Annotated in this window: 14 protein-coding genes and 2 pseudogenes; 11 read left to right on the top strand and 5 right to left on the bottom strand. The window is 69.8% G+C overall.

Annotation, left to right across the window (positions count from 1 at the left end; translation table 11 throughout):
* Positions 1 to 374: pseudogene (locus ABZ281_RS14080) on the bottom strand (SAM-dependent methyltransferase); the annotation flags it as partial.
* Between the two features lie 290 nt (positions 375 to 664).
* On the opposite strand from ABZ281_RS14080, the gene ABZ281_RS14075 reads away from it, so the two are divergent.
* The 5 genes from ABZ281_RS14075 to ABZ281_RS14055 all read left to right on the top strand — a co-directional run bounded on the left by ABZ281_RS14075 (position 665) and on the right by ABZ281_RS14055 (position 6,638).
* Positions 665 to 1,240, top strand: a complete 576-nt coding sequence (locus ABZ281_RS14075) for a hypothetical protein (RefSeq protein WP_356655281.1) — start codon at positions 665 to 667, stop codon at positions 1,238 to 1,240.
* A 174-nt stretch (positions 1,241 to 1,414) separates the two neighbouring features.
* Entirely contained in the window at positions 1,415 to 3,187 is a 1,773-nt protein-coding gene (locus ABZ281_RS14070; protein WP_356655279.1) for a hypothetical protein, read from the top strand.
* A gap of 65 nt (positions 3,188 to 3,252) precedes the next feature.
* Positions 3,253 to 3,999, top strand: a complete 747-nt coding sequence (locus tag ABZ281_RS14065; RefSeq protein ID WP_356655277.1) for a hypothetical protein — start codon at positions 3,253 to 3,255, stop codon at positions 3,997 to 3,999.
* Positions 3,996 to 6,047 carry an Hsp70 family protein gene (locus ABZ281_RS14060; RefSeq protein ID WP_356655275.1) on the top strand — a complete coding sequence of 684 codons (2,052 nt, stop codon included), beginning with the start codon at positions 3,996 to 3,998 and terminating at the stop codon, positions 6,045 to 6,047. Before ABZ281_RS14065 ends, ABZ281_RS14060 begins: the two co-directional genes overlap by 4 nt.
* A gap of 150 nt (positions 6,048 to 6,197) precedes the next feature.
* Complete coding sequence (locus ABZ281_RS14055; protein WP_356655273.1) at positions 6,198 to 6,638, top strand: hypothetical protein; 441 nt, start codon at positions 6,198 to 6,200, stop codon at positions 6,636 to 6,638.
* Here ABZ281_RS14055 and ABZ281_RS14050 read toward each other — a convergent pair.
* Positions 6,629 to 7,249: an HD domain-containing protein gene (locus tag ABZ281_RS14050; protein WP_356655271.1), complete on the bottom strand. Its 621-nt coding sequence runs from the start codon at positions 7,247 to 7,249 to the stop codon at positions 6,629 to 6,631. The genes ABZ281_RS14055 and ABZ281_RS14050 overlap by 10 nt on opposite strands.
* A gap of 170 nt (positions 7,250 to 7,419) precedes the next feature.
* On the opposite strand from ABZ281_RS14050, the gene ABZ281_RS14045 reads away from it, so the two are divergent.
* Positions 7,420 to 7,962: a hypothetical protein gene (locus ABZ281_RS14045; RefSeq protein ID WP_356655269.1), complete on the top strand. Its 543-nt coding sequence runs from the start codon at positions 7,420 to 7,422 to the stop codon at positions 7,960 to 7,962.
* A 36-nt stretch (positions 7,963 to 7,998) separates the two neighbouring features.
* Here ABZ281_RS14045 and ABZ281_RS14040 read toward each other — a convergent pair whose 3' ends face one another.
* Entirely contained in the window at positions 7,999 to 8,958 is a 960-nt protein-coding gene (locus tag ABZ281_RS14040) for an ATP-binding protein (protein WP_356655267.1), read from the bottom strand.
* 271 nt (positions 8,959 to 9,229) lie between these two features.
* Between ABZ281_RS14040 and ABZ281_RS14035 the strand changes: the two are divergent.
* A pseudogene (locus ABZ281_RS14035) lies at positions 9,230 to 9,541 on the top strand (ABC transporter substrate-binding protein); the annotation flags it as partial.
* A 9-nt stretch (positions 9,542 to 9,550) separates the two neighbouring features.
* Here the strand turns inward: ABZ281_RS14035 and ABZ281_RS14030 are convergent.
* Positions 9,551 to 9,952 (bottom strand): Rid family hydrolase, encoded by a 402-nt coding sequence (locus ABZ281_RS14030; protein WP_356655265.1) that lies wholly within the window; start codon positions 9,950 to 9,952, stop codon positions 9,551 to 9,553.
* Between the two features lie 129 nt (positions 9,953 to 10,081).
* On the opposite strand from ABZ281_RS14030, the gene ABZ281_RS14025 reads away from it, so the two are divergent.
* Positions 10,082 to 10,462 carry a helix-turn-helix domain-containing protein gene (locus tag ABZ281_RS14025; protein WP_356655263.1) on the top strand — a complete coding sequence of 127 codons (381 nt, stop codon included), beginning with the start codon at positions 10,082 to 10,084 and terminating at the stop codon, positions 10,460 to 10,462.
* 20 nt (positions 10,463 to 10,482) lie between these two features.
* Here the strand turns inward: ABZ281_RS14025 and ABZ281_RS14020 are convergent, their stop codons facing one another.
* Positions 10,483 to 11,244 carry a CDP-alcohol phosphatidyltransferase family protein gene (locus ABZ281_RS14020; protein ID WP_356655261.1) on the bottom strand — a complete coding sequence of 254 codons (762 nt, stop codon included), beginning with the start codon at positions 11,242 to 11,244 and terminating at the stop codon, positions 10,483 to 10,485.
* A gap of 108 nt (positions 11,245 to 11,352) precedes the next feature.
* On the opposite strand from ABZ281_RS14020, the gene ABZ281_RS14015 reads away from it, so the two are divergent.
* The 3 genes from ABZ281_RS14015 to ABZ281_RS14005 all read left to right on the top strand — a co-directional run bounded on the left by ABZ281_RS14015 (position 11,353) and on the right by ABZ281_RS14005 (position 14,105).
* A complete protein-coding gene (locus ABZ281_RS14015; RefSeq protein WP_356655259.1) occupies positions 11,353 to 12,345 on the top strand; it encodes a zinc-binding alcohol dehydrogenase in 993 nt (330 codons plus the stop codon).
* Positions 12,346 to 12,504: 159 nt separating this feature from the next.
* The gene (locus ABZ281_RS14010) at positions 12,505 to 12,903 is read left to right on the top strand and encodes a 6-carboxytetrahydropterin synthase (RefSeq protein ID WP_062930213.1); all 399 of its coding nucleotides are present in this window, start codon (positions 12,505 to 12,507) and stop codon (positions 12,901 to 12,903) included.
* On the top strand, positions 12,900 to 14,105 hold the full coding sequence (locus ABZ281_RS14005; RefSeq protein ID WP_356655257.1) for a glycosyltransferase family 4 protein: 1,206 nt from the start codon (positions 12,900 to 12,902) through the stop codon (positions 14,103 to 14,105). The genes ABZ281_RS14010 and ABZ281_RS14005 overlap by 4 nt, the downstream gene beginning before the upstream one ends.
* Positions 14,106 to 14,110: the final 5 nt, after the last annotated feature.

Below are 14,110 nucleotides of genomic sequence, written 5' to 3'. Positions count from 1 at the left end.
GCGGCGTCCCGCTGCGCCTGCGCGACGAGATCCGCGTCCGGCGACTCGGTGACGGCCGTCAGCTCCTCCGGCGAGCGACCCGCCGCCGCGAGGACCAGGAGCAACAGCCCCTCCGGCGCACCACTTCCGCCGCTCTGTGCGCGCAGGCGCAGCGTCGTCCGCAGCTCCTCCGCCGGGGTCGCCGCCGAGACGTGACCGCGCGCGGACAGCCAGGCGCGGACGGACTCCAGGTCGTACAGCGGACTGCTGTCGGTGCCGCCGGACGGCGCGGGGAAGTCCTCGTGCCGACGGCGCCAGTTGCTGACCGTGGCGCGCGTGACCCCCGCGATGCGGGAGATCTCGGCGGCGGTCACCTGCGCGGATGACTGGGGCATGGCGAAAGTCCTGAGCCTCTCTGGAGTGAGCAGTCAACAACTTACAACACTCGTCAAATCTGTCAACGTGATTGACGATGCTTTCAGTGTTGTGCTTCTCTTGTGTTGCTTACGAGAGGGAGCCGCGAGATCTCCGGGGGAAGTTCCACGAAGAAGTACTGGGACGGCGTCGCAGTCAAGAGCGGCACATTTGACGTCTCAACTTCACTGGCGGGCCACCGAGGCGGGCCGCCACATCCGAGGCCTGTGAAACCGGAGTTCAACGCACCCACCAGACAACGGAGGACGCCATGACCTTCCAGCAGCCGCCCCAGCAGCCCGACCACCGTCCGCAGGGCACAGGCCCCTTCGGACTCGGCGTTCCCACCGGCCCCGTGCAGCCCACCCGCGGCCGCAGACGGTGGGTGAAGTACGGTGCGGTCGCGCTGGTTTCGCTGTCCATCGGCGCCGGTATCGGCGCGGGTGGCGGTTCCACCGAAACCGGCGGGGCGACGGCCGCCGACACCAAGGCAGGCCCCCGCCCCACGGTCACCGTCACCGAGACGGCCGAGGCCGACGCCAAGCCCGCCCCCACGGTCACCGAGACGGTGACGGCCAAGCCGAAGAAGACCAAGAAGCCGGGTCCGGCGACCAGTTTCTCCGGCGAGGGCGAGTTCGTGGTCGGCGAGGACATCAAGCCCGGCACCTACAAGACGGCCGGGCCGGAGGGCGGGTTCGGCTGCTACTGGGAGCGCGCCCGAAACGCCAGCGGTGAGTTCGACGCCATCATCGCCAACAACAACCTCAACGGGCCGGGACGGGTGACGCTCAACAGCGGGGAGTACTTCAAGACCAATCGGTGCCAGGAGTGGAAGCGGGTGGGGTGACCGGTTCCTGTGGCGCTCCCCGCCCCCGAGCGGCCAGGCAGGGCATCGCCGCTGGTGACGTCGGCTGCAGCGCTACTGAGACAGCGACGTCCTGCCTTACCATCAGGATCCACCGTGACCCGGTCGAGCTGGGGAGACTCGAGGGTCACGGCAAGGGGGGAGAGGACTCCATCGATGAGAACTGAGCCGGTCGCCTCCGAGGATCTGGACGCCTTGAGGCGTGCGGAGACGGAGAGGCGGGAGCAGCGCCGTCGGGCCCGGGAAACCGGCGTCGTCGCTCCTCTGCATGTACGGTGTCGCCACGCCAAGAGCGATGCCCTGCCGGAAGGGGAGGACACCGTCCCGGAGACGGCGACGCCCGAGCCGGTGCGGTTGCCCGAGCGAGTGCTGCGTGTGCTGGAGCGTGTTGTTGCCGAACTGGGGGAAGAGCCTTCGCTGACGGCGCGCCTGTCGCAACAGGCGGCTCACTCCTCGGATCCGCTACGCGCCGTCGCCGCGGCGGCCGCGGAGCTGGTGAGCCGGACGGACCCCCTGCTCGGCCTCGGTCATCTGCTCGATCTCACCGCCGGCGGCCTGCCGGTCCTCTCCGAGGAGGACCGGTCGCGTGCCGAGGTGCTCAGGTCCGGCCGTCTTCCTCTGCCGGAGCCGAGTCCCTCGTCCGTCGACGCATGGCAGTTGTGTCTGGAGTACCACGAGGCGCGGGGACGGGCTGTCCTGGGCGCCGAGGCATGGCAACGCCTCGTAGGGGAGTTGCCGTTGCCGGTGGTCGACGATCTGATCGACTCCGGTGTCCTCCGCAAGGCTCCGGCCCCTCGCACCTGGCCGGAGCGGACCGAGCGCGTCATGTATCTGACGGCGCGCCTCGACCCCGGGCATCTCTCCGACGACGACGTTCAGGCACTGGACTGGAGGGACGAGGCATGTCGCCGAACTTTGGCCGCGGGCGGGGCGGTCGAACCGGTCGACGGGCAGTACGACGAGTGGAGTCTGCGCTCGGCCCTCCTCGGCGGAGACGTGTCGGCCGTGGACGCCGTACGGCCCCATGACACCCAGGGCCTGCCGCCGGAGTTGTGCGACCTGGTTCTCTCCCTGAGGCACATTCGGCAGGGCGGCAACCCGGACGGCCGCCCGGGCCGTGACCGATCGCTCTTCGGTCTCCTCGAGGACTGCCTCCCGAACGACCGCCTTGTCTCCGGCGGCACACCGTTCCACTACTGGGCCGGGACCCGACGGCTGTACCGGCTGCTGGACGACATGCACTGGGCCATGGCCTGCCGGCCGGCGCAGACAGAGGAGGCTCTTCGCTCCGTGCTGCAGCAGGCCGCAGCCCTGCGTAACCGGGAGCCCCAGGGCGCCGCCGGTACGGCCGACCGGGAGGCGCGGGCCGTGCAGGCCTATGTCGCCTTCCTGCACGCCCGTCCCGGGGACGGCGACCGGCTCGACAAGGGGGTCGGACTCCTGGAGGACGTACTGAAGCGGGGAGGCAGACGTCGCGGCGGAGTCGGCGGAGCAGAACGACATCGTATGGAAGGCCTCAGCGAACTCCTGCAGTCGCTGCGGTTGAAGGCCAAGCCGCGCGACGTTCTCAACCCCTATCTCGCCCTGTGCGTCGAACACGACTCCGCCGAGTGGGGCCAGGGGTGGCGAGACCTGCGTCGTCAAGTGGCCACGGACCAGCTCGAGTACATCAACGGGGCGAAGGACCGCATTCGGCGCATCGAGACGGCGCGGCGCGTGGGACGCGAGCCCGAGGCGCTCTACGAACTCCCGCTCCATGAACGTTTCCTGTGGGTTCCGGCCGAACGCAACGAACTGCTGCAACCCGGCCCCCGCCCCCTGCACCGCCGGACGCCGCCCAGCAGCGAGCAGGAGAAGACATGGGCCGCCACACAGGCTGCCCGGGAGATCATCGGCCGTTGTGCCGCGAGAACGAGGAACCACCACTGATGCCCTCCGAGAACCAGCCGAACAGGTCGCCGGCCCAACCGCGACGCATCAAGGAGTTCGAGGGGGTGCGCAGTAAGCCCAAGCGGGCCGGCAGCGCCCGCCGGACCAAGCCGAAGGACGACTCGGAGCAGCCGCAGCGCACGAGCCAGGGCGCCATGGCGGAGGGCCGAGGAGCAAGGAAGGCCGGTACCGAGCTCCCTGGCAAGGGTGAGCGGAGCCAGGCATCACGGAGCCACGACGTCGAACCGTTGGTCGATCCTCGCTCGGATCCCGAGGTGATGTTCCGCATCCTCAGCGAGAAGATCGCGGCCAAGGTCGACCGGGCCGCGATGAAGGCCGGAGCGAGCGCCGCTCAGGAGGTCGGCAGACGGCTCACCGCAGAACTGGACGCGGCCATCGCGGGAGCGCAGTCGGCCGCCGGCAAGATGGGCACCTTGGTCCAGCAGGCCGTGCAGGCCGCGGTGGACGAGGCGCTGCGCACCGCGGTCCTCAACGCCACTCGGATCCACGAGGAGCATCTGGCACAACTGGCGCTGATCGACCGCACCGCCCAGACGGCGCAGGACCTCGACGCCGTACGACTGCGCGTCGACCAGGAGATGCGCCGATCGGGTCTCACCAGAATCACCGTCCCCGACCCCGGGTCCTTCAACCTGGTCAATCCGGCTGAGCACGAAGGAAGCACGAAGTACGAGGTGCTCGCCCCGGCTTATGCGGACAGCGGCAGCGGCCGCATCGTCCAGCGAGGTGAGATGCGGCGTCTGCCGTCCGATCCTCGCACGCCGGTCGCCGAAGGAGGGGACGCGCGATGACGTTCGGAATCGACTTCGGCACGAGCAACAGTGTCGTGGCACGCTGGACCGGCAGCGCCACCGAGGTGGTCCGAGTGGACTCGGCCGCACTGCCCGCGGAGTGGAACCGGCCGGGTTTCGATGAGCTGTTCCCCTCGGTGGTCTCCCTCCGGGACGTCCAGCGGACCCTGTGTTTCGGCTGGTCCGCCAAGTGTGAGACCGCGGAACCCCAGGACGCCGTCAAGCGCATGCTCGCCTCACGGCCCAGAGCGATGGACGAGGGTGGTGCCGTGGCCGGTACTGTTCCCGAGGAACACGAGGTCTGGCTGGGCGACGAGCCCTTCCGTAGTACGGCTGTCGCCGCGGCTCTCTTCGACCGTATGAGAGAAGGAGTGCGCCGCAATCTCCGCGAGATGGAGGCGGCGGTTGTCACCGTGCCCGCGAATGCCACAGGGGCCGCCCGCTATCGGACCAGGGCAGCAGCTCGTCTCGCCGCTATCAAGGTCAAAGCACTGATCAACGAGCCCACGGCGGCAGCGATCAGCTACGCGCACGACTTTCCCGGTGAAGGCCGTTTCCTCGTCTTCGACTGGGGCGGAGGGACCATCGACGTCACCCTTCTCGAACACTACGACGGCATCTTCGACGAGATCGCCTCACGGGGCATCACCGCTCTCGGTGGCCTCGAGTTCGACGAGGAACTTGTGAAACTCGTCCTGCGGAAACTGGGGAGCCATCCGGAGAGGCTGACCCGGCAGGAGGCACGTCGGTGGAGACGCCATGTCGAGCTGACGAAGATCGCACTGTCCCAGCCCGAGACGGACCAGGTGCTGTTCGAGCCGCTCGGAGGTTTCCCACCCGTGGTGATCCACCGGGAGGAGTTCGAACACGCGGTGGAGCCATTGGTTCGCCGTGCGCTCGTCCCTCTGGAGGAGTGCCTGCGTGATGTCGGCCTTGCCGCCGAGGACTTGGACGCCGTGCTGATGATCGGCGGAACGTCTCAGATCCCGTTGGTCAGGACCGAGGTTGAGCGCGTTCTCGGGGCAGCCGTGGTCGACTCGCGCCTGTGCAAGCCGATGACGGCCGTTGCGAGGGGAGCCGCCATCACCGCCGCCGAGATCGACGGTCTGATCCCCGAGACCACCATCTCCGTGGCCACGAGTCACGACCTCGGCCTGTCCTTCGAGGCAGGAGGCCGGAGAGGATTCGCCCCGCTCATCCCCCGGTACTCGACCCTTCCGGCGCGAGGGACCCGTAGCGCCATGCCGGCCGTACGCGGCGCGTCCAAGGTCGTCCTCGAGATCGTGGAGGGCGACGGAGAGCGTGCCGCGGACGACGAGCGGACGTTTCCCCTGGCGCGGCTGGAACTGCCGGTCCCGCAACCGAGCGCGGAGCCGTCGGACAACGTCTTCGACGTCGACTATCACTACGACCGCAGCGGCATCCTGAAGGTGCATGCCACAGCACGTCACACAGGCACCGTCATGCTCGACGAGGAACTGGACTGCTTCGGCCCCGACGGGACGCCGATCGCACAAGGGGCCGACAGAGAACTGGAACGGTTGCTCCGGCGCATCGATGAACCCGCTCCCCGCCCGGCCTCGTCGACCCCTCCGGAAACGGGGGCACCGAGGACCGAGCCGGAGACGTGGGAGGAACCGGTGGGCGAGGGAGCTCCGGCACTGGTGGTCGACGGCCGCGGAATCATGACCGCAGGCCGTAGCGCTGCCTCTCCCCGGCCGCCGAGCATGCGGCTTCTCGGGTCGGCTCTGCACGAAATCCGACGTCGCTACGCTCAGCACCATGTGGTCGCCGTGATCGGCACGGACCTTGTGGATCTCGTCGAGTACGACGAGCAGGAGCTGCTGGAACGGGCTGTCCAGGAAGGGCTGATCGTCACCGTTCCGTCGGCCTCTCCGCAGGCGGTGCTCAGCGTGGCGCAGCAGCTCAACGCTGTGGTCGTATCCATGGACGACCTGCGCCGCCTGCGACTGCCGTATCCGTGGGTCGCGGAGAAGGAGCGGTTCGTCAAGCTGGCTCGAGTGGAACGCCACTGGGTGTTCACCTAGACCGCGGTTGTGGGTGCCGACCTCACGATCGGCGCCCCCAGCAGTCTGGTACGTCCAGGCAGGAGGTGTCCGACCGTGGGTACGACGCCACCAGCGGAGCGGATGGTGTGCCTGACCCGCGCTCACCCGTGGACCCGTAGCCTTCTGGGCGTGGCCGACATCCATGAACTCCAGCTCGCGCTTCACCTACCGGGCACCGTCCCGCCGGAGGACCTCGCTCTGCTCCGCTGGCACTTGGGGCTGGAGGGCGGTCGGGGGAGTGACGCTTACGAGTACCCCCTGTGGGAGGCCCGAGGGCCGGCGGGGCGGATCGGGGGTGCACTGGTCGGGGAGCTGCATCCCGATGGTGCGCAATGGGCTCTGACCGTGAGGCAGGAGGTGCACCCTGATGAGTTCGACGATGTGCGCAGGATCGTGCTGTGGCTCGGCGCTCGTACGGCGACCGTGGGCACCGTCGGGTACTTCCGCTTCTACGAGACGAACGTCCCCGACGTGCTGGTCGCGGAGGCCGGAACCCTACGCCGGGAAGTCCTGCGTGGTGAGGCGGCCGTCGAGGCGTCGGGCCAGGTGATTCCCGACTTCTACGCCTGAAGGGTCGTCGTGGCGCCACCCTGTGCCTCGTGGCCCGGTACGGGCCTTGCGAGGTCCGGGGCGCCGAACTCGGCACGCAGTGCCTCGAAGGCGGTCACCTTGTCCTCGCCGAACCGGCGGACATGGGCGGCGTACTCGTCGGGGGAGACGAACGTTGACGGCCGGGACTTGGTGTGGAACTTGTCCGCGTACATCACCAGCCTCTCCTCCTCCGTCACCGCCAGGTAGTCGGCGGGAGGCAGGGGCAGTCCCTGGCTCACGATGTCGTGCCGCGTGAGTCCCACTCCGGTGTGGTGGGAGCAGAAGCGGCGGAGGGTCTCGGGGAAGCCCTCCGCTTCGAGGATCTCGTGGCCGAGCAGGCCGTGCCGGATGTAGTTCGGGTGGTCCAGGCGCCCCTCGGCGTCGTAGAGGTGGTAGACGCCGATGTCGTGGAGAAGGCAGCCGGCGCGGACCAGATCGGCGTCGAGGTGAGCGAGGTGGGGCGCCGACAGGAGCTGCTCGGCGATTCCCCAGACGATCTCGCAGTGCGTGTGGACGAGGGTGAACGCCTCGGTGGTGGGCGCGTACTTCTCGTGCAGCGCCTGGATCTCTGCGGGGCCCGGAATCCTCATCGGGGGAGCGTAACAACCGCTCGCCCGGCTGGGCCGGGAAGTTCCCGCTGCGGCCCTATTCACGCGATCGGATGGTGCTCCGGGGAGCGGGCACCTGCCCGGGGAGCGGGCCGTTCGAGCTGGTGACGGGACTTGTCGTCCCTTACTCAGCACGGTGACGGGAGCACATCATGGGCCTGCACTTCCACCGCAACCCCGACGGCACGACGACCGGGCGCAACGAGGCCAACGGCTTCGCCGTGACGCATGCCGACGAAGAAGAGGTCAAACGGCAGTTGTACGAGGACGCCGGGTGGGAGTACACGCCTCCACCGCCTCCGGTTCCGTCCGGGTTCCACCGGTTCGCCCTGGTGCACGACGAGTTCCGGGCCTCCGGGTTCGGGGACGAGAGGTATGCGGCGCTGCGGGCGCATCCGCCGGAGGGGTGCGTGCCGGTCGACTGGGGATGCTTCGCCCTGGAGTGTGTGCGGCCGGGCAAGACGCTCTTGGACGCGGTCGCCGGTACCGTCGCGGAGGTCCGGCGAGACCACGGCCTGGTGATGAACAGCCTGGGGGTCGAGAAGCCCGAGGAGTGGTACGACGCGGACACCAGGAACGGATACGCGGCGAACATCGTCGCGCACCTGGTGCTGATGGCCGCCGACCGTGCCCGACTGCTCGGGTATGGGCGCAAGGACGTGGTCCGGCTACTCGATGCCGCGGGGATCGAGTAGCCGGCGGAGGCGGGTCGGGGGTGGCTGTGGTGCGCCTCAGAGCACTGCGGTCGGCCCCGGCACGTAGTCCGGATCCACCTGTGCCGCCAGGTCCTCGCCCGTGCGCGCGTCGGCCCAGGCCCGGGCGTTGCGCAGATGGAACTCGACCGCGTGGCGGTGGAGGCGGTCCCAGTCGCGGGGGTGAGAGTCGACCGCCTCGCGCAGGACATCGAGGGCGTGGCGGTTGTGTGGCTCCAGCGACGCCAGTGCGTCGGGTCCGGACCCGGCCCGGCCCTGTTCCGCCGCGCGGACCCAGGGGGAGTGGACCAGGTGGGTCAGGAGGTCGTCGCCCACCTGCTCCTTGAGGAAGAGCAGGTCGTCCTCGCAGGTCACCTTGTTGCCGACGACCGCGATGCGGATCCCGAACTGTTCCGCGTGGTCGCGGTACTGACGGTAAACCGAGACCCCCTTGCGGGTGGGTTCCGCGACGAGGAACGTGATGTCGAAGCGGGTGAACAAGCCCGAGGCGAAAGCGTCCGCGCCCGCCGTCATGTCGACCACGACGTACTCGCCGGGGCCGTCCAGCAGGTGGCTCAGATACAGCTCCACCGCACCCAGCTTGGAGTGGTAGCAGGCCACGCCGAGGTCCGACTCGTCGAACTCGCCCGTCACCATGAGGGGCACACCGCCCGCCCGGCCGACGTGCCGGGCATGCAGTTCGTCGTCGCCGAGCGGACGGAGGAGGCGCGAGCCGCGGCCCGGTGGAGTCGTCTTGATCATCGCCTCGGGGGAGGGAATGCGGGGGTTGTCGCCCCGTAGGAACTTCTTGATCTCGGGCACGTGGGTGCCCAGGGGAGGGGCGGACTCCTCCTCGCCGCCGAGCGCCTCGGCCAGGTGCTGGTTGATGTCGCCGTCGACGGCGAGGACCGGGGCGCCGGAGCGCGCCAGGTGGCGGGAGAAGAGTGCGGACAGGGTGGTCTTGCCGCTGCCGCCTTTGCCGACGAACGCGATCCTCACGGCCGCTCCACCGTATTGAAAACGGATGTCATGTGACTAGGTTTAGGGAGCGCTCCTTGTCGGTGTCAAATCGCTTACTCCATATGGGACTTGGCGGAAGTCTCGGGCGGATCACCCGGTTGAGCGGCGTGTTCCGCTTGATGCATGTGCTATGCAAGTGCGTCACCAGAGCATCAAGAGTCGCCTCCGGTTCCTCACCGCCCTTGCCCTCGTACCGTGTACGACCGGCTGCTTCGCCTCCCCTGGCGGGGAGTCGCCGGTGTTCACCGGCGCCCGCAACAGCCTCCTGGACACCGGCGACCCCGTCGGCGTCCTCGGCGGCGAATACACCTGCGACGGCGGCTACAACCTGGCCCGACTGTGCGACACGAAGGTCGACCGGGCCGTCGCCGAGGCGGTCGGGACCGACGGCACCGGTGAGCGGCAGGACGCCGCGATGGCCGCCGAGGCCGCGATCCTCGGCACGGACGCGGTCGTGCCGCCGGCCCACCAGCAGATCATCGCCGGCGTCTCCACCGAGGTACGGGGCGTCCTGCTCGACCCGTACGAGCGGGCCCTGGTGGGCACCGGAACACGTCGCTGACGGGCCGGTTCAGGCGGGCAGCCTCGTGTCGATCACACAGCTGATCTCGACGAGCTGCCCGGGGAAGGTGAGTTCGGTGACGCCGAGGGCCGTGCTGACCGGACGGTGGGTGCCGAAGTACGCCCGGTTGCCCTTCGCGATCACCTCGGCGTTCCGCACGAGGTCGACCGCGTACAGAGTCTGGGAGACGATCTGGTTGCGGGTGGCGCCGTAGTGGGCCAGGACCTTGTCGAGGTTGAGGTAGGTCCGGCCGAGCTGGGCGGCGACATCGTCCTCGGGGTGGAAGGCGCCCGCCTCGTCGAACGAGAGCTGCCCGGAGACGTGGACCAGGTCACCGGACCTGATCGCCTGGGCGTAGCCGAAGTGGCTCTCGGCCGGTATGCCGTGGTCGTAGACGTCGAGTGTGGTCATGGTGCGGGTTCCTTCCGTAGGGCACGGACCGCAGGGCAGCGGGCCCGTGCTCTCTTGCGGTTACTCGGAAACCGTAGGAGAGTGACCGCCGACCTGGAAGAACGCACTTTTCGGTGACTGGGGAACCAGATGGTGACCAAGCAGTTGAGAGACCTGCCCGAGAACGCGGACCTGCGGCGGGCGGACTCCCTGGCCCGGGAGATCTTCTCCGACGTGGCCAACAAGTGGGCGCTGTTGATCATCGAGGCGCTCGGGGAACGCACCCTGCGCTTCAGCGAGTTGCGCGACGAGGTCGAGGGTGTCAGCCACAAGATGCTCACGCAGAACCTGCGGATGCTGGAGCGCAACGGCCTGCTCCACCGGAAGGTGCACCCCACCGTGCCGCCCAAGGTCGAGTACACGCTCACCGAGCCGGGCCGTGCCCTGCGCGCCACCGTCGACGCGATCTGCGGCTGGACCCACCAGTACCTCGGGCACATCGAGGCGGCCCGAGGGCGCTTCGGCACCTGACCGGCGAGGCCGGCCGGACGTCAGCTCGCGACCAGTTCCCGCACCTGACGGGGAGCCGCCTGCTCCGCGACGCGCGAGGTCCGGTACAGCCACAGCACGTCCCGCCCGAACGACCAGACCAGCAGGCCCAGCGCCAGGGCCGCGACCCCGAAGTTGGCCGCGTACGGCAGCAGATCGGCGCCGGCCAGGAGCAACAGCACACCCTGGAGTGCGGCGACGGTCTTGCGGGCGGTGCTCGCGGGGAGCGCGGCGGTCAGCCACGGCCACACCTTGGCCGCGGCGACGAAGACGTAGCGCATGCCGCCGATCAGCAGCACCCACGGGCCCAGTTGCATCGACACGTACACGCTCAGCACCAGGATCAGGAACGCGTCGACCTCCATGTCGAAGCGTGCCCCCAGCGGGGTCGAGGTGCCGGTGCGGCGGGCGACCTTGCCGTCGACGCCGTCGAGGATCAACGCCACCGCCGTCAGACCGACGAACAGCGACACCGGCGGTGAGCTCTGGAAGGAGTCGGCGACCAGGGCCGTGACCCCGCCGACAAGGGTGGCCCGGCCCAGGGTGACCCGGTTGGCCGCCCCGAACGAGCGCAGCCGCGAGCGGTGCAGGGCCCGGGAGAGCACCGCCCAGGTGGCGATCGCGAACGCGAGGCCGCTCAGCCAGCCCGCCGGCCCCATCCCGATCGCCGTGCCGATCAGGGCCAGCAGCAGGACCTGCACACCCGCCCCCAGGGCGGTCTCCTGCTGTACGAGCCTCGCGTCGTAAGTGTTGTTCAGGGCCACCGAACACCCTCCGGCCGTGTGACAGAGTCGATCAACGCCGCTACGTTGTGCGCGGCCTGTGCACCCCTCGGTACGCAAGCAGCTTCCCGATCGTTCAGGAGGACTTCGATGAAGCACACCGGACGTGCGTTCTGGATCGACTCGCCTGGGCGAGGCGGCATCCGGGACGTCACCCTGCCGGCGCCCGGCGAGGGCGAGGTGCTGGTCCGCACGCTGTTCTCCGGCGTGAGCCGCGGCACCGAGACGCTCGTCTTCCGCGGCGGAGTGCCCGTCAGCCAGCACACGGCCATGCGCGCGCCGTTCCAGGAAGGCGACTTCCCCGGCCCGGTGAAGTACGGCTACCTCAACGTCGGCGTGGTGGAGGAGGGACCCGAGGCGCTGAAGGGCCGTACGGTGTTCTGCCTCTACCCGCACCAGACGCGCTACGTCGTCCCGGCCGCCGCGGTCACTCCGGTCCCCGACACCGTGCCCGCCGAACGGGCCGTGCTCGCCGGAACCGTGGAGACCGCCGTCAACGCCCTGTGGGATGCCGCGCCCCTGGTCGGCGACCGGATCGCCGTGGTCGGCGGCGGCATGGTCGGCTGCTCGGTGGCCGCCCTCCTCGCCCGGTTCCCCGGCGTCCGCGTCCAACTGGTCGACGCCGACCCGTCCCGCGCGAAGACCGCCGAGGCGCTCGGCGTCGGCTTCGCCACCCCGGAGGACGCCGACGGGGACCGCGACCTCGTCGTGCACGCCAGCGCCACGGAACAGGGCCTCGCCCGGTCCCTGGAACTCCTCACCGCCGAGGGAACGGTCCTCGAACTCAGCTGGTACGGCGACCGGCAGGTCAGCCTCCCGCTCGGTGAGGCCTTCCACTCCCGGCGGCTCGTCATCCGCAGCAGCCAGGTCGGCACCGTCTCCCCGGCCCGCCCGAACCGCACCTACGCCGACCGGCTCGCCGTCGCCCTGGACCTGCTCGCCGATCCCGCGCTCGACGCCCTCATCACCGGCGAATCCCCCTTCGAGGACCTGCCGGACGTGCTGCCCAGGCTCGTCTCCGGCGAGGTCCCCGCGTTGTGCCACCGGGTCCGTTACGACCAGAGCGATCGACGCATCGGCTGACGATTCGTTCCATCCGTTACGACTTCGCCACGGCAAGAGCGCCTGACCTGAGAAAAGACGTACGGAAGGCTGAACAGGGGAAGGCAACGAGCCGTACTACCCGGCATCCCCGGCACCCGAGAGCGGGGAGCAGACGCGCCGCACCTGGAGGGTCGTCCGTTGTTCAGCATCACCGTCCGCGATCACATCATGATCGCCCACAGCTTCCGTGGCGACGTCTTCGGACCGGCACAGCGCCTCCACGGGGCCACATTCCTCGTGGACGCCACGTTCCGGCGCGAGCAGCTGGACGACGACAACATCGTCGTCGACATCGGGCTGGCCACCCAGGAACTCGGCGCGGTCGTCAGCGAGCTGAATTACCGCAATCTCGACAACGAGCCCGACTTCGCGGGGGTCAACACCTCCACGGAGTTCCTCGCCAAGGTCATCGCCGACCGGCTCGCCGAGCGCATCCACAAGGGGGCGCTGGGCGAGGGCGCCAAGGGCATCGCGGGCCTCACCGTCACGCTGCACGAGTCACACATCGCCTGGGCGAGTTACGAGCGTGCGCTGTGACCGACACGACGATCGAACGGCCCGGGCAGCCCGGCCCGGCGCCGGCACGGCTGAATTATGTTCCCGTGCAGCACGCTTCCCTGAAGAACGCCGAGATCATCCCCATGTCCCTGCGCACCGTGCACTTCGTGCTGCCGGGAGGCGTCGACGACCCGAAGGCGCCGAGCGGCGGCAACGCCTACGACCGGCGCGTGTGCCTGGACCTGCCCGGCTTCGGCTGGCAGGCGACCAAGCACGCCGTGCCCGGCGACTGGCCCCGGCCGGGAGCCGACGCCCGTGCGGAACTGGCAGGCGCCCTGGCCGCGTTGCCCGACGGGGCCGTCGTGCTCCTCGACGGGCTGGTGGCCTGCGGTGTGCCGGAGATCGTGGTGCCCGAGGCGGAGCGGCTGAGCATGGCCGTCCTCGTCCACCTCCCGCTCGGTGACGAGACGGGGCTCGACGCGGCGGTGGCCGCCGAGCTGGACGCCAAGGAGCGGACGGTGCTGCGGGCGGTGCCGGCGGTGATCGCCACCAGCGACTGGGCGGTCCGCCGCCTGGTCGCCCACCACGGCCTTCCCCCCGAGCGCGTCCATGTCGCCGCCCCCGGCGCCGACATCGCGCCGCTCGCGCCCGGCACCGACGGGGTGTCACGCCTGCTGTGCGTGGCCGCCGTGACCCCCCGCAAGGGCCAGCACCGGCTGGTGGAGGCACTGGCCGCGGTGAGCGACCTGCCGTGGAGCTGCGTGTGCGTCGGGAGTCTCACCCAGGACCCGGAGTACGTCGCCCATCTGCGGTCCCTCATCGACAAGCACGGCCTTCAGGACCGGTTGGAGCTGGCCGGGCCGAAGTCCGGCCCCGCGCTGGACGCCGCCTACGCGACCGCCGACCTGATGGTCCTCACCTCCTACGCCGAGACGTACGGCATGGCCGTGACCGAGGCGTTGGCCCGGGGCGTCCCGGTGATGGCCACGGACGTCGGCGGACTCCCCGAGGCGGTCGGCCGCGCACCCGACGGCGGCGTCCCCGGCATCCTCGTCCCGCCGGAGAACCCCGCCGCCATCGCAGCCGAACTGCGCGGCTGGTTCGGCGAGGCGGACGTACGACGCCGCCTGAAGGCCGCCGCCCGCAGCCGCCGCGCCGCCCTCGACGGCTGGGCGACGACCGCACAGAGCCTGGCGGCGGTGCTGCGCCGGCTTCCGACCGAACCCCGGAGGGCCGCATGACGAAC

It is taken from the genome of Streptomyces sp. NPDC006265 (assembly GCF_040613555.1).
Taxonomy (GTDB): Bacteria; Actinomycetota; Actinomycetes; order Streptomycetales; family Streptomycetaceae; genus Streptomyces.
The sequence above is the reverse complement of the archived record's forward strand: the minus strand, read 5'-3'. Positions and strand labels throughout refer to the sequence as shown.

What these genes read in the sequence shown, in the direction of transcription:
- ABZ281_RS14075 (WP_356655281.1), top strand. Translation starts at nt 665, where the DNA reads ATGACCTTCCAGCAGCCGCCCCAGCAGCCCGACCACCGTCCGCAGGGC.
- ABZ281_RS14070 (WP_356655279.1), top strand. Translation starts at nt 1,415, where the DNA reads ATGAGAACTGAGCCGGTCGCCTCCGAGGATCTGGACGCCTTGAGGCGT.
- ABZ281_RS14060 (WP_356655275.1), top strand. Translation starts at nt 3,996, where the DNA reads ATGACGTTCGGAATCGACTTCGGCACGAGCAACAGTGTCGTGGCACGC.
- ABZ281_RS14050 (WP_356655271.1), bottom strand. Translation starts at nt 7,249, where the DNA reads ATGAGGATTCCGGGCCCCGCAGAGATCCAGGCGCTGCACGAGAAGTAC.
- ABZ281_RS14045 (WP_356655269.1), top strand. Translation starts at nt 7,420, where the DNA reads ATGGGCCTGCACTTCCACCGCAACCCCGACGGCACGACGACCGGGCGC.
- ABZ281_RS14030 (WP_356655265.1), bottom strand. Translation starts at nt 9,952, where the DNA reads ATGACCACACTCGACGTCTACGACCACGGCATACCGGCCGAGAGCCAC.
- ABZ281_RS14025 (WP_356655263.1), top strand. Translation starts at nt 10,082, where the DNA reads ATGGTGACCAAGCAGTTGAGAGACCTGCCCGAGAACGCGGACCTGCGG.
- ABZ281_RS14015 (WP_356655259.1), top strand. Translation starts at nt 11,353, where the DNA reads ATGAAGCACACCGGACGTGCGTTCTGGATCGACTCGCCTGGGCGAGGC.